At 58.9% G+C, this 16,394-nt stretch carries 14 protein-coding genes and 1 riboswitch; of the genes, 7 read left to right on the top strand and 7 right to left on the bottom strand.

All coding sequences use genetic code 11. From position 1 onward, the window contains the following. Positions 1–5 precede the first annotated feature (5 nt). Positions 6–896: a lysophospholipid acyltransferase family protein gene (locus V6936_RS11395; protein WP_003804253.1), complete on the bottom strand. Its 891-nt coding sequence runs from the start codon at positions 894–896 to the stop codon at positions 6–8. Next, positions 893–1,747, bottom strand: a complete 855-nt coding sequence (locus V6936_RS11390) for a lysophospholipid acyltransferase family protein (protein WP_059318510.1) — start codon at positions 1,745–1,747, stop codon at positions 893–895. The genes V6936_RS11395 and V6936_RS11390 overlap by 4 nt, the downstream gene beginning before the upstream one ends. A 237-nt stretch (positions 1,748–1,984) precedes the next feature. Here V6936_RS11390 and metK point away from each other — a divergent pair, with 237 nt between their 5' ends. The 4 genes from metK (at position 1,985) to metF (ending at position 6,129) form a co-directional block, all read left to right on the top strand. Next, positions 1,985–3,148 carry a methionine adenosyltransferase gene (metK, locus tag V6936_RS11385; protein WP_003804249.1) on the top strand — a complete coding sequence of 388 codons (1,164 nt, stop codon included), beginning with the start codon at positions 1,985–1,987 and terminating at the stop codon, positions 3,146–3,148. Between the two features lie 201 nt (positions 3,149–3,349). Next, a riboswitch (S-adenosyl-L-homocysteine riboswitch) is annotated at positions 3,350–3,441 on the top strand. A gap of 73 nt (positions 3,442–3,514) precedes the next feature. Beyond that, complete coding sequence (gene ahcY / locus V6936_RS11380; protein ID WP_003804247.1) at positions 3,515–4,912, top strand: adenosylhomocysteinase; 1,398 nt, start codon at positions 3,515–3,517, stop codon at positions 4,910–4,912. 42 nt (positions 4,913–4,954) lie between these two features. Further along, entirely contained in the window at positions 4,955–5,293 is a 339-nt protein-coding gene (locus tag V6936_RS11375; RefSeq protein WP_003804245.1) for a phage holin family protein, read from the top strand. Continuing rightward, positions 5,290–6,129 (top strand): methylenetetrahydrofolate reductase [NAD(P)H], encoded by an 840-nt coding sequence (gene metF, locus V6936_RS11370; RefSeq protein ID WP_131071227.1) that lies wholly within the window; start codon positions 5,290–5,292, stop codon positions 6,127–6,129. The genes V6936_RS11375 and metF overlap by 4 nt, the downstream gene beginning before the upstream one ends. 139 nt (positions 6,130–6,268) lie before the next feature. Here the strand turns inward: metF and V6936_RS11365 are convergent, their stop codons facing one another. Continuing rightward, a complete protein-coding gene (locus tag V6936_RS11365) occupies positions 6,269–6,898 on the bottom strand; it encodes a 5-formyltetrahydrofolate cyclo-ligase (RefSeq protein WP_003804239.1) in 630 nt (209 codons plus the stop codon). On the opposite strand from V6936_RS11365, the gene V6936_RS11360 reads away from it, so the two are divergent. After that, positions 6,897–9,026, top strand: a complete 2,130-nt coding sequence (locus tag V6936_RS11360) for a lytic transglycosylase domain-containing protein (RefSeq protein WP_336579904.1) — start codon at positions 6,897–6,899, stop codon at positions 9,024–9,026. The two genes, V6936_RS11365 and V6936_RS11360, sit on opposite strands and share 2 nt — an antisense overlap. 14 nt (positions 9,027–9,040) lie before the next feature. Next, a complete protein-coding gene (locus V6936_RS11355) occupies positions 9,041–10,183 on the top strand; it encodes a tRNA CCA-pyrophosphorylase (protein ID WP_235587698.1) in 1,143 nt (380 codons plus the stop codon). Between the two features lie 248 nt (positions 10,184–10,431). Here the strand turns inward: V6936_RS11355 and V6936_RS11350 are convergent, their stop codons facing one another. Both V6936_RS11350 and V6936_RS11345 read right to left on the bottom strand, forming a co-directional pair. Then, complete coding sequence (locus V6936_RS11350) at positions 10,432–11,646, bottom strand: class I SAM-dependent methyltransferase (protein ID WP_003804229.1); 1,215 nt, start codon at positions 11,644–11,646, stop codon at positions 10,432–10,434. A 4-nt stretch (positions 11,647–11,650) separates the two neighbouring features. Further along, entirely contained in the window at positions 11,651–11,872 is a 222-nt protein-coding gene (locus V6936_RS11345; RefSeq protein ID WP_003804227.1) for a hypothetical protein, read from the bottom strand. Between the two features lie 119 nt (positions 11,873–11,991). Here V6936_RS11345 and V6936_RS11340 point away from each other — a divergent pair, with 119 nt between their 5' ends. Further along, on the top strand, positions 11,992–12,534 hold the full coding sequence (locus V6936_RS11340; RefSeq protein WP_336579902.1) for a class I SAM-dependent methyltransferase: 543 nt from the start codon (positions 11,992–11,994) through the stop codon (positions 12,532–12,534). Between the two features lie 62 nt (positions 12,535–12,596). On the opposite strand, the gene V6936_RS11335 is transcribed toward V6936_RS11340, so the two are convergent. Then, positions 12,597–13,379 carry a sulfite exporter TauE/SafE family protein gene (locus tag V6936_RS11335; RefSeq protein WP_039943810.1) on the bottom strand — a complete coding sequence of 261 codons (783 nt, stop codon included), beginning with the start codon at positions 13,377–13,379 and terminating at the stop codon, positions 12,597–12,599. A gap of 139 nt (positions 13,380–13,518) precedes the next feature. Next, complete coding sequence (gene ppc / locus V6936_RS11330; protein ID WP_336579901.1) at positions 13,519–16,353, bottom strand: phosphoenolpyruvate carboxylase; 2,835 nt, start codon at positions 16,351–16,353, stop codon at positions 13,519–13,521. Between the last annotated feature and the right edge of the window lie 41 nt (positions 16,354–16,394).

Raw genomic sequence — 16,394 nt, 5'->3', positions numbered from 1 at the left:
GGGGCCTAGTAGATGCCGGGTTGCCCTTCAGGGCGGGTTTTGAAGCGTCGATGTACCCAATAATACTGCGGCGGGTCCTCGCGCACATAGTTTTCGATCAGGGCATTCATGCGTTCGGTGGCCTCTTCCAGGCTGCCTTCACCCGGAAAGTCGGCCATGGGTTCCAGCACCTGAATATGGTAGTGGCCGGTTTGTGCGTCCAGTCGCGAAATCACCGGAATGACCAGCGCGTCCTGGTTTCGGGCGATCTGCGCGGTGGACAACAGCGTGGCCGCCGGAACATTGAAAAAGGGCACGAACGCCGCGCCTTTGGTGCCGAAATCCATATCGGGCAGGTAATAAATTGGCTGACCCTTTTGCAGCGCGCGCATCAGGCCGCGAATACCGTCCTTGCGTGAGATCAGCGGCACCGAGGAAAAGCGGCTGCGGCCTTCATACATCAGGCGATCCACATGGGGGTCGCGTTGCGGAGTGTAGAACGCCACCAAGGGTGAAATGGACATGGACAGTCGTGTGCCCGCTGCGTCCATCCCCAGGAAATGCGGGACCAGCAGCATGACCTTGCGGCCTTGTTCCAGGGCTTGGGTAATGTGTTCTTCACCCGTCAGGTGCAGGGTGTTCAAAATGGTGCTGGGCAGGCCGAACCAAAGCAGGCCCCGGTCCAGATAGGATTGAGCCAGCAAGCGAAAGTGCTGCTTCTCCCATTCACGACGGGTGCTTTCGGGGGTGTCGGGAAAACACAGGTCCAGATTGGTACGCACAATATGCCGGCGGCGCGAGGCAAAGCGATGTACCAGTCCGCCCAGCACAGTGCCCCAACGCTGGCGCGTGCGTACCGGGACACGGCCAAAATAGGAAAAAACGGATTTGAGCAGCGGGTAAGAATTAAAACTCATGGGGTGGTATCGCCAGGCAAAGGGGGCGCATCGTGAGGAATTTTGTAGCGGTTATAGCCCCACAGGTATTGGGTGGGGAAGCGCCGGATCATGGTTTCCATGGACTGGTTGATCAGGGTAGCCAGTTCTGTCGGGTCCTCGGGCAAGGGCTCGGGCAGACGCAAGGTATGGATATGCCATCCACGACCTTTGGGCAGGCGCTCGGCAGCAGTCACAATCACAGGCACGTTGGATTGGCGTGCCAGCTTGCCCGCCAGCGTCATTGTCAGGGCAGGGCGACCAAAGAATGGCGCCCATACACCATCTCCGCCGCTGGGAACCTGATCGGGCAACATGCCGACCGACTCGCCCCGGCGAAAAGCACGAACAAATTCGCGCACGCCTTTCATGTTGGCGGGGACGGCATGCATTCCTGGTAATTCGCGCGACGCTACCATCAAGGGCTCCAGGAAGGCTTGGCGGGGGGGGCGGAACATGACGGTCAGCGGTCCTAAACCGGCCAGATAGCGCGCAATCATTTCAAAGCAGCCCAAGTGTGGGGTCAGGTAAAGCACACCGCGCCCTTCGGCATGGGTAGTCTGGAGCAGGGTGGGGTCGTCCGCAGTGCAACGGGCCAGGCACTTTTCCGGATACAACCAGACGCGTGGCGTTTCCAGGATCATGGCGCCGGTTTCTCCGGCCGCTTGTCGAAAAAAAGCGGGGGAGTCGTAACCCGCTTGCCGACAGTGGCTTTGCAGACGGCGGCGATAGCGTCCGGGAAAAGCGTAAATCAGGCGTCCGATTCCTTTGCCCAGCCCATGCAGGACGGGTAAAGGCAGACGAGCCATCAGACGTAAAAGTGCCGCGAGCATGGGCCTGGCAATCCTTTAGTGTGAAGTTTTGCTGAAATAAATACGTATTTTCGCTTAAAATGGAATGTATCGCTGAGTTAAACGACAACTTGCGGAGCGATCAGGCAGCAATCTGCCCACTATAAACCGCTAAAGCGTCGCGCCCCGTCTATCGTATCCACATCGCTGGCTTCGAGGTGCAACGCAGTTTGTTCAACCTCGTGCTGATTATCAGCCCTTATCCAAGGAAGCTACGCTGTGAACCACAACGACTTTCTCTTTACGTCCGAATCCGTCTCTGAAGGGCACCCCGACAAGGTTGCCGACCAGATTTCCGACGCCATCCTGGACGCGATTTTCGAGCAGGACCCGCAAGCGCGTGTTGCCGCTGAAACCCTGTGCAATACCGGCCTGGTGGTGCTGGCCGGCGAGATCACGACCCACGCCAACGTGGACTACATCCAGGTAGCCCGTGACACCATCAAGCGCATTGGCTATGACAATGGCGACTACGGCATCGATTACAAATCCTGCGCGGTTCTGGTGGCCTATGACAAGCAATCGCCCGATATCGCCCAGGGCGTGGACCGTAGCCCTGAAGAGCTGCTGAACCAGGGTGCCGGCGACCAGGGCCTGATGTTTGGCTATGCCTGCGACGAAACCCCTGATCTGATGCCTGCTCCGATCTGGTATGCCCACCGTCTGGTGCAACGCCAAAGCGAGCTGCGCAAAGATGGTCGTCTGCCCTGGTTGCGCCCGGATGCCAAGTCCCAGGTTACCTTCCGCTATGTGGACGGCCATCCTGCCGAAGTGGACACCGTGGTGCTGTCCACCCAGCACGCGCCTGAAATGTCCCAGAAGGACATTCACGAAGCGGTCATTGAGCACATCATTCGTCCATGCTTCCCATCGGATCTGTTGACCGAGAAAACCCGCTTCCTGGTGAACCCCACCGGCAAGTTCGTGATTGGTGGTCCTCAAGGCGATTGCGGTCTGACTGGCCGCAAGATCATTGTGGACACCTACGGCGGTGCCTGCCCGCACGGTGGCGGTGCCTTCTCCGGCAAGGACCCCTCCAAGGTGGACCGTTCCGCGGCCTACGCGGCGCGTTACGTGGCCAAGAATATTGTGGCCGCCGGTCTGGCGCGTCAGTGCCAGGTGCAGTTGAGCTACGCCATTGGCGTGGCCGAGCCAATCAACATCACCATTTACACCGAAGGCACGGGTGTGATTCCGGATACCGAAATCGCCAAGCTGGTGCGCCAGCATTTTGACCTGCGCCCACGCGGCATTATTGACATGCTGGATCTGCAGCGTCCCATCTACTCCAAGACAGCCGCCTATGGTCACTTCGGCCGCAGCGAGCCTGAGTTCAGCTGGGAGGCCACGGACAAGGCGCAGATTTTGCGTCAGGCCATCTAAGCCTTTTGGGCGAACAGGCAAAGGCCGCATGAGCGGCGCTTTGCAGACGTAGTATCGCGTTGTGGGTTCCCGATCCGGGTGCCCGCAACGTGGGATGAGGCGGGCCAGACTCGGACTCAGACAAAGAAATGATGTTTTTTACCAGTGAGGCTGTCTTCCCAAGAGGAGCCAAACAGGTACAATCACCAACAGTAAATTGCCATCCTCGAGGGGCGTTGCGACAAGACACTGATCTTGCCAGGCTCGGGGTATGGATAGGTGGTATCCACCTTGGAGAACGACGCTCACCACGACCCGCATGGCGGGCTGCTGGTGAGATTCATTTGCTCTCCGTGCAGTCCGCGTGCCGTATAACGGAGCCCGACTGTGACTTTTACCGATTACAAAATTGCCGATATTTCCTTGGCTGAATGGGGCCGCCGCGAGCTGACCATTGCCGAGACCGAAATGCCTGGCCTGATGGCCACCCGCGAGGAATTTGCCGCCTCGCAGCCCCTGAAGGGCGCACGCATTGCCGGCAGTTTGCACATGACCATTCAAACCGGGGTGCTGATTGAAACCCTGACGGCTCTGGGCGCTGAAGTGCGCTGGGCCTCGTGCAATATCTTTTCCACGCAAGATCACGCTGCTGCGGCCATTGCCGCCTCCGGTGTGCCCGTGTTCGCCGTCAAGGGTGAAACCTTGGAAGAGTACTGGCAGTACGCCCACGACATTTTTGACTGGCCCGGCGAACAGGCCAACATGATTCTGGACGATGGTGGCGACGCCACCCTGTTGCTGCATCTGGGCGCCCGTGCTGAAAAAGATCTGTCCGTTCTGGACAATCCCGGCAGCGAAGAAGAGCGCGTCATGTTCGCCTCCATCCGCGCCCGTCTGCAAAACGACAAAACCTGGTATTCCACCCGCCTGGCCCAAATCAAGGGTGTGACTGAAGAGACCACCACAGGCGTGCACCGTCTGTACCAGATGGCCAAGAAAGGTGAGCTGGCTTTCCCTGCCATCAACGTGAACGACTCGGTGACCAAGTCCAAGTTCGACAACCTGTATGGCTGCCGCGAGTCCCTGGTGGACGGCATCAAGCGTGCCACGGACGTGATGGTTGCCGGCAAGATCGCGGTGGTGTGTGGCTTTGGCGACGTGGGCAAAGGGTGTGCGCAAGCGTTGGCTGCCTTGCGCGCCCAGGTTTGGGTCACCGAAGTGGACCCCATCTGCGCCCTGCAGGCCTCGATGGAAGGCTACCGCGTGGTAACCATGGAAGAAGCTGCCGACAAAGCAGACATCTTCGTGACCGCGACAGGCAACTACCATGTCATCGACCGCTCGCACATGGAACGCATGAAAGATCAGGCCATCGTGTGCAATATCGGTCACTTTGACAATGAAATCGATGTGGCCTCGGTGGAAGACCTGGAGTGGGAAGAGATCAAGCCCCAAGTCGATCACATTATTTTCCCCGACGGCAAGCGCATCATCCTGTTGGCCAAAGGTCGTTTGGTGAACCTGGGCTGCGCAACTGGGCACCCCTCGTTTGTGATGTCGGCGTCGTTCACGAACCAGACCATTGCACAAATTGAATTGTTCACCCGTGGCGAGCACTACGAAGCAGGTAAAGTATATGTACTGCCCAAGCACCTGGACGAGAAAGTAGCTCGCTTGCACCTGAAGAAACTGGGTGTGAACCTGACTACCTTGTCCCAGGCGCAGGCAGATTACATCAACGTGCCTGTGCAAGGGCCCTTTAAGGCTGAGCACTACCGCTACTAAAACACACCGGCGTCTTCGGACGCCTGTTCTTGGAGCCCTATCATGACTTTGCTACTTGTCTGGATCCTGAATGCTGTTGCTTTGCTGGTTGTTGCCTACATCCTGCCCGGTATTACCGTGGCCTCGTTTGGCTCAGCCCTGATTGCGGCGCTGGTATTGGGCTTGCTCAATACGTTGGTCAAACCTTTGCTGATTGTGCTGACCTTGCCCATTACCATTGTGACCTTGGGTTTGTTCCTTCTGGTACTGAATGCCTTGGTGTTCTGGTTTGCCGGTTCCATTCTCAAAGGGTTTCAGGTTGAAGGATTCTGGTGGGCGGTGATTGGGGCGATCGTCTACAGCCTGGTTTCCGGGCTGCTGTCGGGATTGTTAATTAAATGAGCAAGAAGCAAACCTTGAGCCTGGAGTTTTTCCCGCCGCGCGATAGCGCGGCGCAGGAAAAACTGGTGCGCACTGCCAAGACCCTGATGGGCTTGAATCCGGCCTATGTCAGCATGACGTTTGGAGCCGGTGGCTCCACACGTGCTGGTACGGTCGATGCGGTGGCATTGCTGCAAAACCTGGGCTTGGATGTGGCACCGCACCTGTCGTGCATCGGTACGGCTCCGGCCCAGTTGGGCGAGATGCTCGATACCTACCGCGATCAGGGCATACGCCGTATTGTTGCCTTGCGCGGCGACTTGCCCTCGGGCATGGGCGGTGACACGGGTGAGCTGCGCTATGCCAGTGATCTGGTGTCCTTCATTCGAGAGCACTATGGCGAACACTTTCACATCGAAGTGGCTGCCTACCCTGAAATGCATCCTCAGGCCACCAGCCTTGAGGAAGACCTGGGTCACTTTGTGAACAAGGTCAAGGCCGGGGCGCATGGCGCAATCACCCAGTATTTCTTCAACCCGGATGCCTACTTCAGTTTTGTGGAGCGGGCCCAGGCTCAAGGTGTCACCATTCCGATCACGCCGGGCATCATGCCCATTACCAACTCGTCTCAGTTGCTGCGTTTTTCGACCATGTGCGGTGCGGAAGTGCCACGCTGGATTCGTTTGCGACTGGCCGATTTTGGTGATGATCGGGCATCGATTCGCGCTTTCGGGATCGATGTGGTGGCGCGCTTGTGTCAGGATCTGCTCGATGGCGGGGCGCCGGGTATACACATGTACACCCTGAACGGGGCCGATGCCAGCATGGCTATCTTGCCGAATCTGACTTGGCGTTAAGTTCTCCAGCATCAAAAAAACCCGCCAGATGGATTTGGCGGGTTTTTTCATGACCCGGCTCAATGGCTCACACCGAGCGTTGCGTCATACGATGCGCGGCGTGGGTAAGCCGGCAAAGCCGGGTTGGCGAACCAGGTGCTTATAGCTGCGGTGCAGGTACGGCCCAGCCTTTGTCGGTCAGCACACTGTCCAGCCGTTGGTCGTGGGGGGCGGGCTGATAAGGCAGGCCCGACAGGTCACCCACTGCCCAGGCAATACCAATGCTGGTAAAGGCATGGTTTTGCGCTTTTAGCGCCGCCAGGGTCCGGTCGTAGTAGCCTTTTCCATACCCTAGGCGGTCGCCTTGGCGGGTGTAGCCCAAAGTAGGGACCAGGACAATGTCCGGTTGCAGGGTTTGGGAGGAGCTCGGGATTTCTATGCCGTAGCGCCCTTTTTCCATTTTCGTCTCGGGTGTCCACTGAACAAAGCTCAGGGGAGCGTCCGCTTCTTTGACGACAGGAAGACAGACATTGAGGCCTTCTTCTTCCACCCATTGAACCAGCAAAGGGCGCAGGTCCGGTTCGTCGGCCATTGGCCAGAAAGCTGCAATGGTGGTGGGTTCGGCACGGCCTTGTTCACGCAGGCGAGTGCGGTTGGTGGCCAGCCAGGTGAACAGGCGGCCCCGGATCAGCAGGGCGCCCCGGTTGGTGTCAATGGAGGGCTGCCCGGCTCGCAGGTCTTTTAGTCGCGTGCGCAGCGCGGCTGCGTTATGCTCTACGTTCTGAATCATGGGTGATTTTCTAAAGGCCGTCACTATGGGTATCAACCAGCTAAAGTACCAGAAAACACCAGCTTGGGGCATGGCCGGCGCGCTTCCACGTCCGTCCTTGAGCGCCCTGGTGGTGTTCGCACTGGGTTTGGTCGGCTGTGCGGGTTCGCCCTCGCCGCAGGCCCAGACCCATTCCCCCGAAGCGACAATCACGAATCAAGCCGTACTTGTGCAGCCTGCCAAAGAGGCGGTACGGCGCTGGGATCGCGTCCCGCCTGTTCCGCCGGTGGCACGCCAGGCGCTGATCGACGCGCGGCAAGCCATGCAGGCCAAGCGCTGGAGTGCGCTTGACGCCCTGGCCCCCGTGGCAGCAGACGATCCCGTCCTGGGTTCCTATGCCCAATACTGGCGGCTGCGTCGCCTGTTACAGGACTCGACCACGCCGGTGCCAGACGAGCAAGTCCGTTTGTTTTTGGCCGGCAATCAAGACGAATACCTGGAAAATCGCCTGAAGTCTGATTGGATCGTGGCGGCAGCACGGGCAGGTAACTATGCGCTGGTGCGTGAACTGGCGCCCGTGCATGCGCCCAGCTCGGCGGTGAAGTGCGCCGTGGCGACAGCCCGAAACGTGGCCGGAGAGTCGGTCGATGTCGACGATCTGATGGCTTCTTTTGCGCCCAGCCAGGCTTGCTGGTCCGCGCTGGATCAACTGTACGCCCGCAAAGTGATCAGCAAGAATCAGATCCGTGACCTGATGCGGGACGCGCTTGAAAACAACCGTACTGCTCAGGCCCGACGCCTGGCGGCAATTATTTTCACTGCGCCGCAGATGAAGGATTACACCGCCTTGATGGCCTCGCCACAAAAATGGCTCGACCGTAATGTGAACAATAGCTCGGTCAATCCCGAACTGGTGTCGCTGGCCTTGTCTCGCCTGGCCCGCGGTCAGCGGGATTCGGCAGCAGCCTATATCGATCGCACCTGGGCGGGCAAGATTCCCCAGGAAAACCTGAATTGGGTCTGGGGCCAGTTTGGTCTGGTCAGTGCCTTGCGGGTGGAGGATGATGCGGCCAAATGGTATCGCCGCTCCGGTCGTACCCCCATGACGGATTACAACAACGCCTGGCAAGTGCGCGCCGAGTTGCGTCAGGCCACGATCGACTGGAAGCAGGTGGCTGCAGCCATCGATAAAATGAATGATGCGCAAAAGGCGGAGCCGGTTTGGGTGTACTGGTCAGGACGTGCGCATGCGGCCTTGGGACATAAAGACAAGGCTCGTGCTCTGTTTCAGTCCATTGTGGGAGACCTGGGCTTTTATGGGCAACTGGCAACCGAGGAGTTGGGGCTGACCCCGTCCTTGCCGGCGCAACCGCAGCCTTTGACGCCTCTGGATATGCAAGATGCTCGTACCAATGCGGGTCTGTTGCGCGCGGTGGAGCTGTTCAAGCTGGGCTGGCGTCCTGAAGCGGTTCCCGAGTGGAATTTCGCTTTGCGCGGCATGAACGACAGGCAGTTGCGTGCGGCGGCCGAATTTGCTCGCGAGCAGCATATTTACGATCGGGTGGTCAACACGTCCTTGTTGACCAAGAACGAGATCGACTTCAGCCAGCGTTTTATTGCTCCTTTCGAGGGGCGCGTGACCGAGCAGGCCAAATCCATCAATCTGGACCCAGCCTGGGTGTATGGTCTGATTCGTCAGGAATCGCGCTTTATTACCGATGCCCGCTCGGGTGTGGGGGCGTCGGGCCTGATGCAATTGATGCCCGCCACCGCCAAATGGGTGGCCAACAAGATTGATATGCACGATTTCTCGCCGGCACGGGTGAATGAGTTCGAGGTAAACACGGTATTGGGTACCAACTACCTGAACATGGTTCTGGGTCAACTGGGCGGGTCACAGGTATTGGCCTCGGCAGGTTATAACGCGGGACCTGGCCGTCCCATTCAATGGCGTTCGCGTCTGAATGGCTCGGTTGAAGGGGCCATTTTTGCGGAAACCATCCCCTTTACCGAGACACGCCTGTACGTGAAAAATGTGCTGTCCAACGCGAACTACTACGCCATGATGTTCAGTGGCCGGCCTCATTCGCTGAAGGATCGCCTGGGTGTTATTGCTCCTGGCGGAACGACGACGGCGTCCTTGCCTTGATGATGGCCTGCTCCATGCTTGATGACAGACAACGTGCAGCCCTGGCGGCCCTGATGGGGCCGCCAGATCCGCTGCTGGCGGGCTTGCAGGTGTATGTGGTCGGCGGCGCGGTGCGTGACGCCTTGCTCGGTTTGCCGGCCGGCGACAAGGACTGGGTGGTGGTGGGCGCCCGACCCGAAGACATGGCTGCGCGCGGCTTTGTCCCGGTAGGCGGCGATTTTCCTGTGTTTTTGAATCCTCACAGCAAAGAAGAGTTCGCGCTGGCCCGGACTGAGCGCAAATCAGGTCGCGGCTACAAAGGCTTTACTTTCTACACGGGTACCGATGTCAGTCTGGCCGATGATTTGCGTCGTCGGGATCTGACCATCAATGCCATGGCGGTGGATGCAGCCGGCAATCTGCATGATCCTCTTAATGGGCTGGCAGATTTGCAGGCTCGCTTGTTCCGGCACGTTGGCACCGCTTTTAGTGAAGATCCCGTGCGCCTGTTACGCCTGGCACGCTTTGCTGCGCGCTTTGTCCAGTTCACGGTGGCTGATGATACCTGGGCCTTGGCGCGCGAGCTGGTGGAGCACGGCGAGGTTGACGAGCTCGTGCCCGAGCGTGTTTACCTGGAGGTGGCCAAGGGCCTGTCTGCCAGTCAGCCTGCCCGGATGTTTGAGGTGCTTCAGGAGGTGGGGGCGTTGGAGCGGATCATGCCCGCCCTGACCTACAACGAGCAGGTCGGTCAGCAGGTTCAGATCGCCCGAGATCGGCAGTTGGATCTGGCAGGATGCTTTGCCGTGCTGTGCCATGTTTCCGAGACGCCCGCACAGGTTGCTGAGCAGATACGTGCACCGTCTGAATGGCGTGACCAAGCCCGTTTATTGCCCGTTCTTTTAAGTAGTCCAGCCTTGTTGCAGCCCCGCTCGCAGCCAGAGTTCGCCTTGCAGGTCATGGAGTCTTTGGATGCTTTGCGTAAGCCTGATCGTTTCCAGCAACTGATTCAGGCCGCTGCCTGTTTGAAGGCCGTTCCCGAGCAGGATTGGGACACCTTGCGTCAGATTATGGCCAGTGTGGATGCAGGGGCTGTTGCTGCGCAACACAAGGCTGAACCTGGCAAAATCCGGGAGGCAGTGCGCGCTGCCAGACTGGCGGCCCTGGAGCAGTCGCTCTAGCGTTCCTTCGCTACAGGCCGTGTGCAGGTTCCCGCTTTGGCCGATGCAGCCCATCGATCGCTTAACTCGTCACCTTGTCTTCGCGACAAGGTGAAGGGTGATCCGCAGAATCACAGTCGTACTGCAGCCAAAGGACGGTTGGGCGCGCTTAACGGACGCTCAAGATGGCAGGGTCGATATCTTGCCATTTCATGGGCAGGGGTCCCGTCCCTGGGCAAGCGGCTTTCAGGGCTCGACAGGCAATGTGTTTACAGGCGCTCGCGTCGATCTCCGCTCATTGTTCCTAGTACCGGGGCCGGAATATCACGCCCGATAATCAGCACCTTGAACAACTCGCCCATTTCCGCCTCAGACAGCAACTTGTTGGCAGCACTCATGGTCTGCGCCCATTGCTGCTGGGCGGCAGGGGAAGGATCGTCGGGAGGGGAGGCCAGGTAGTGCGTAATACCGCAGTTCATCAGGAACCGGGCCTGGCTGGTATAGCCCAGCACATCCAGCCCTGCCTCCAGAGCAGCGTCGGCCATGGCTGTGAAGTCCACGTGGGCGGTAATGTCTTGCAGGCCCGCCAGCACCAGAGGTTCGGCATGGGCAAAATGACGGAAATGGCACATCAAGGTGCCTTTATCGCGTTGTGGATGGTAGTACTCGCGCTGTGGAAACCCGTAGTCGATCAGAATGGCAGCGCCGTGCTTTAACCAGGTGCCCATGCTACGCACCCAGGCTTCAGCCTGCAGATTGATCTCGGACAGGTAAAAAGGCTGCGCCTGAACACGTTCGGCGACCAGCAACGCCAGATGCTCAGGAGCGGGGCGGGTTGCCAGATAGAAGGGCGCGGGCAGGCCCTGGGCGGTGCTGTCGTCTGCGGCAATGACGCCCACTTCCAGCACCTTGCCCTCTACGTCAAAGGTGAACAGGCTGACGGGCATGGCGTCCAGAACTTCATTGGCAATCACGCAGCCCTTGAAGCTATCAGGCGTGCTGTCCAGCCATTGCACTTGAGCCTGCAGGCAAGCCAGACGTTCTTGCTGGCGGGCGCGCAAATCAGGGGATACTTCCAGAATGAAATACTGCGGTTCGATGCCTTGCTGGCGCAGTTCGGTAATCAGCGCGTAAGCCAGGGCGCCGCTGCCCGCGCCAAACTCCAGAATGGACAGGGACTGGCTGCCTGCCAGGACTTCTTTGACCTGATGGCTCAGGGTTTGTGCAAACAGGGGCGAGAGCTCCGGCGCAGTGGTGAAGTCTCCTGTTGGCTGATTGCTGCCGAATTTGGTGCTGCCGCCGGTGTAATACCCCAGATGCGGTGCATACAGCGCATGGTGCATCCATTGATCGAAGGGCAAAAAGCCGCCTTCATCTTCAATGCGCTCCAGCAGGTAGTGGTTGACCTGCGCAAGGTGCTTTTTCAGCTCGTCCGACAGTGGGGGCAGGCCGTGTGGCAGGGCGGGGGCGGACAGTACATTCATGGCGTCAGTGGGGCTTGTCGTTAGGGGTCTCGGAAGAAGCCGGGTTGGCGCTTCTTGCGCTGGCTTTTTTGGCCTGGGTCACTTGGTGCAGGGTGCGGATCATGCCCACCAGCATCCCAATCAGGATGGACGTGGCTGCAGCCAGGATGAAGTTGCCGTAGATAAACCATAGCGGCAGGCACAGAACGGCCATCAGCAATATGGGTTTTTGCAGCAGGACTTTCATACACCCTCAAAAAAATAGCGTGGAATCCGGGCCAATTGTAGCCCAGGCCAGCGGGGAGCTTGAGCTTGTCCCCCGCTGCGTTACCATGAGCGTTTTGTCTGCTGAGCAAAGAGGTAAGGATGAACGACAGGGGTCAGGCCAGCGCCTGGTTACAGGCTTGGGCCCACTTGATTCCCAATCCGGGCACCGTCCTGGATGTGGCCTGTGGCCGGGGGCGCAATGCGCGCTGGCTGGCCCAGCGCGGCAATACCGTCATTGGTGTGGATCGGGACCCGGAGGCGGTAGCGGCTACCTCGCCCTACGGTGAAATTGTCCAGGCTGATATTGAAAATGGTCCCTGGCCGTTTGCGGGGCGCAAGTTCAACGCGCTGGTGGTGACCCGGTATCTGTGGCGTCCCTTGGTGCCGACATTGCTGGAGAGCCTGGAGCCGGGCGGGATTCTGGTCTACGAAACCTTTGCGGTGGGGAACGAGCGCTACAACGGGCCACGTAATCCGGACTTCCTGCTGCAGCCTGGGGAGTTGCTGCGTTGGTGTGTCGACCTGGATGTCGTGGCTTATGAGCATGGTTTTCAGGCTGAGCCGGACCATATTGTTCAACGTATTGTGGCTGTGCGGCCGCGGGACGGGGGCTCGTTCAGTGACTACCGGCTCAATCCGTAAAAGAGGGGTGGCATCAGGTGTGAATTGCCGAGTCGGCAGGACCTTGCGTTTCGTCCCCTGTCCTAAAACAGATAGGTGCGGGCCAGCATGGACAGGGCGACCAGGGCAGTCAGAATGCTAAAGCCTTGCTGTAGACGCACAGGAGGAATACGGGGAGCCAGTTGTCGACCTATCATCATCCCACCCATGGCGGCCGCTACAAACACCCATCCGCTAAGAGGAATGACGGCCCCCTGAGCCAGGCTCATGCCAGAGGCGCTCAAGGAGATAAGGGCGATCAGCATCAGCGAGGTAGCGACAATGCTGTGCATGGACAGATCGCTAAAGCGTTTCAAGGCGGGGACGATCAGGAAACCGCCGCCTACCCCCAGCATGCCCGAGAACAAACCGGCCACTGCGCCAATGGCAGCCAAGGTGAACGTGCCAAGGGGTGTCCAATGCAGGCGCCCTGTTGTGGGGTTCACGCAGCAGGGTGTGTGGGCATGTTCCGTTACGGTGGGCCGCCGCAGCATCTTGGTGGCAATCCACAGCATGATGAGCACAAACAGGGTTACCAGTACCTTTTCCGGTAAAGCGTGGCTGATGCGCACGCCCAGTGACGTCACCAGCGCGCCCGTCACGGCCATGAAGACGGCTGCACGATAGCGCACGATATGTTTGTACAGGCCGTCCAGCGCACCCAGCAAAGCGGCCGCGCCCACGGCCAGCAAGGCGACGGGAGTGGCCGCCGTCATGCTGTAGCCCATGCCCAGCACCAGGGCGGGCACGGCCAGAATTCCCCCGCCTGCGCCTGTCAGGCCCAGCGACAGACCAGTGAGCATTCCCAGAATGATTGCAAGTACCATAAGCCAGAGGGCGTGATCCCCGTAAGGATCACGCCTTATACAAAAAGCGACGTAATGGCTTATTGTACGCTTTTAACTTCTTTTGGAAATTAGCTTATTTATAAAAGTAATTAACAAAGCCGATTTCCTGGTTTCTGCTTTAGCCCGAGTTACGCAGCCCTGCGGCAATGCCGTTAATTGTCAGGTGGATGACGTGTTGCTTATTGACACCACTGCGCGTTGGCTGACTGGCTTTTTGCCCTTGGCGGCGATGGCGGCGCAGCAGTTCCACCTGCAAGTGATTCAGCGGGTCAATATAGGCAAAGCGTTCGGTCAGGGCATCTCGCAGTGCCTGATCGTGCGCCAGCAGCTCATGACCGGTAATTTCACGGAACAGTCGGTGTGTGAGCTCGAACTCGTCGCGGATTTGCGTGAAGATGGTCTCGCGCAGCTCCGGGTCTTCGACCAGCCCGGCGTATTTCAGGCCGATGTCCAGGTCTGTTTTTGCCAGCACCTGTTCCATATTGGAGAGCAGGGTACGGAAAAATGCCCAGTCTCGTGCCATGGCTTGCAGCTGGGCCAGGCGCTTGGCACGGTTCAAGCCATCATCGGGCAACCCTGATTCCAGGTAGCGATGCAAGGCGGTGCCCATGCCGTACCAGCCTGGAATGGGCAGGCGGCATTGTGCCCAGGAAAAACTCCAGGGAATGGCGCGCAGGTCTTCAATGCTTTGCGTGGCCTTGCGGGACGAGGGACGCGAACCAATATTCAGGCCGGCAATTTCCTTGATGGGCGTGGACTGGAAGAAGTACTGATCAAAATTGGGCGTGCCGTAGACGAGCTCGCGATAGCTTTGATGTGCCTGCTCGGACATCCAGGCCATGATTTCGCCGTAGGCGGCCAGATGTTCGTCATCATTCGGTGCCCCTTTGCGTGCGCCCAGACTGGCTTCCAGCGTCGCAGCGACAAAGAGCTCCAGATGCCAGCGCCCCACGTCTGCATCTTTGTACCGTCCCTGAATCATCTCGCCTTGCTCGGTCAGACGGATCTGGCCGTTCACGGTGCCCGGAGGTTGGGCCAGAATGGCGTCGAAGCTGGAACCGCCGCCTCGGCCTACCGAGCCGCCACGGCCGTGGAACAGTCGCAGACGGATTTTGCGGCGCGAGAACACCTGGGCAAATTCACGTTCGGCACGGTACAAGGTCCAGTTGGAGGTCAGATAACCGCCGTCCTTGTTGCTGTCCGAGTAGCCCAACATCACTTCCTGCACACTATCCTGGGCATGGCGTACACGCTGGCGTATTTCTGGCATGTCCAGCCATTCCTGCATGATTTGCGGGCCCCGTTCCAAGTCGGGGATGGTCTCGAACAGGGGAACGACCATCAAACCCTGGTGTTCAGGCTCATCGGAGTTGGGCACGATCAGCCCGGTCTCCTGCTGCAATACCAGCACTTCCAGCAAGTCGCTCAGCGTTTCAGTGTGCGACACAATCGTCTGCTCCAGAGCCCGGGCGCCAAAGCGGCGACGACATTCGGCCGCTTTGCGCAGGATGGACAGTTCTTTTTCGGTTTCTTCCGAGTAGCGATACCAGGGCGAGACCAGGGGGCGGTGATGGCGCAGTTCGGAGCGCAGCAAGTGGACACGGTCCTCTTCGGACAACTGGCGGTAGTTGACCGGTTCGTCCTTGTACAGTGTGCCGGCCACGCGAAACAGCTCGTCCAGCACGCGTTCGTGGACATCGGAGCTTTGGCGCAGATCCAGGGTGGCCAGATGAAAGCCAAACACTTCCACGGCTTGAATCAATTCGTTCAAACGCAGGCCGGCAATGGCGCCGCCTTTGTTTTCTGCCAGCGAGTCCGCGATGATCTGCAAGTCGGCTTTGAACTCCTGGGGACTGGCGTAGGGCGGGGCGGCGTAAGTGGGGCGATCGGCCAGATCGCGACCTAGCAAGGTTTGCGCCGTGGCAGCCATACGGGCGTACAGATGGATGAAGCTGCGACGATAGGGCTCGTCCATCCGGTGTGGCGAGCGGTCCTGGCTGCTGGCCGACAAGGCCGCCAGGTCTTTGCTGACCCGATTTAACGCGTCGGACACCGAGATTTCCGTACCGAGCAGACGAATCTGTTCCAGATAATGCTGAAGGGCGCGGGTGGACTGACGCAGTACCGCCTGTTCAACTGTCTCCGGGCCTACATTGGGATTACCGTCACGGTCGCCACCAATCCAGCTGCCCATGCGCAAAAAAGCGGGAAGGGCGCGGGTTTTCTGATCCAGCAGACTTTTCTTGCCCGGTTCCAGCAGACGGTCCAGATCGTGGTAGAGCTGGGGGATCGTAGGTAAAAAGGTGGAGCCGTAATAGGCCAGCGCATTGTCGATCTCGTCCAGTACGGTCAGCTTGTGATCGCGCAGCATGCGGGTTTGCCACAGCAGCGACACCAGACCGGTCAGCTTCTCCTGGGTGCGGGCCGATTGCGCGGCGCTGGCCTTGTGGTCCAGGCCGTTTAGCTCATCGGCAATCGCCATATGCACGGCCAGGGTACTTTGGCGCTGAACTTCGGTTGGGTGAGCCGTCAGCACCGGCATCACACATGCCTCTTGCAGATAACGGCGAATTTTCTTGGCGCTCAGGCCCTGATCCATCAGGGTCTGGATGGCGTGCTGCAGGCTGCCCAGCAATTTTTCCGGGTCCTGCTCTTCGCGGCGACGATTCTGGTCGCGGTCCTCGGCAATGTTGGACAAGTGCAGAAAGTAGGCAAAGGCACGGGCCACCGAGCGGGCCTGGGCATCGTTCAGCTTGGGAATGTCTTTTTCCAGAATCCGTGCTTGCTGCGGATCGTGTTCACGTCTGAAACTGACGGCAGCCCTGCGCAAGGCTTCAATCAGCGTGAAGGTCGCCTTTCCTTCGCTGTCACGAATCACCTCTCCCAGGGTCTTGCCCAGAAAGCGGATGTCCTGTCTGAGCAGGTTGGAAAGGTCAGGCACGGCCTGCGGCATAATCAATCTCCTGTTAACTAAGGGGTTTTGCTGCAAAGGAT

The sequence above is a fragment of the Alcaligenes sp. CHO6 genome (assembly GCF_037120595.1).
Taxonomy (GTDB): Bacteria; Pseudomonadota; Gammaproteobacteria; order Burkholderiales; family Burkholderiaceae_B; genus Alcaligenes; species Alcaligenes ammonioxydans.
The sequence above is the reverse complement of the archived record's forward strand: the minus strand, read 5'-3'. Positions and strand labels throughout refer to the sequence as shown.

Excerpts from the sequence above, each read along its gene's own strand:
- V6936_RS11395 (WP_003804253.1), bottom strand. The coding sequence starts at position 896 with ATGAGTTTTAATTCTTACCCGCTGCTCAAATCCGTTTTTTCCTATTTT.
- V6936_RS11390 (WP_059318510.1), bottom strand. The coding sequence starts at position 1,747 with ATGCTCGCGGCACTTTTACGTCTGATGGCTCGTCTGCCTTTACCCGTC.
- V6936_RS11375 (WP_003804245.1), top strand. The coding sequence starts at position 4,955 with ATGACTTTGCTACTTGTCTGGATCCTGAATGCTGTTGCTTTGCTGGTT.
- metF (WP_131071227.1), top strand. The coding sequence starts at position 5,290 with ATGAGCAAGAAGCAAACCTTGAGCCTGGAGTTTTTCCCGCCGCGCGAT.
- V6936_RS11360 (WP_336579904.1), top strand. The coding sequence starts at position 6,897 with ATGGGTGATTTTCTAAAGGCCGTCACTATGGGTATCAACCAGCTAAAG.
- V6936_RS11365 (WP_003804239.1), bottom strand. The coding sequence starts at position 6,898 with ATGATTCAGAACGTAGAGCATAACGCAGCCGCGCTGCGCACGCGACTA.
- V6936_RS11355 (WP_235587698.1), top strand. The coding sequence starts at position 9,041 with ATGCTTGATGACAGACAACGTGCAGCCCTGGCGGCCCTGATGGGGCCG.
- V6936_RS11350 (WP_003804229.1), bottom strand. The coding sequence starts at position 11,646 with ATGAATGTACTGTCCGCCCCCGCCCTGCCACACGGCCTGCCCCCACTG.
- V6936_RS11345 (WP_003804227.1), bottom strand. The coding sequence starts at position 11,872 with ATGAAAGTCCTGCTGCAAAAACCCATATTGCTGATGGCCGTTCTGTGC.
- V6936_RS11340 (WP_336579902.1), top strand. The coding sequence starts at position 11,992 with ATGAACGACAGGGGTCAGGCCAGCGCCTGGTTACAGGCTTGGGCCCAC.
- V6936_RS11335 (WP_039943810.1), bottom strand. The coding sequence starts at position 13,379 with ATGGTACTTGCAATCATTCTGGGAATGCTCACTGGTCTGTCGCTGGGC.
- ppc (WP_336579901.1), bottom strand. The coding sequence starts at position 16,353 with ATGCCGCAGGCCGTGCCTGACCTTTCCAACCTGCTCAGACAGGACATC.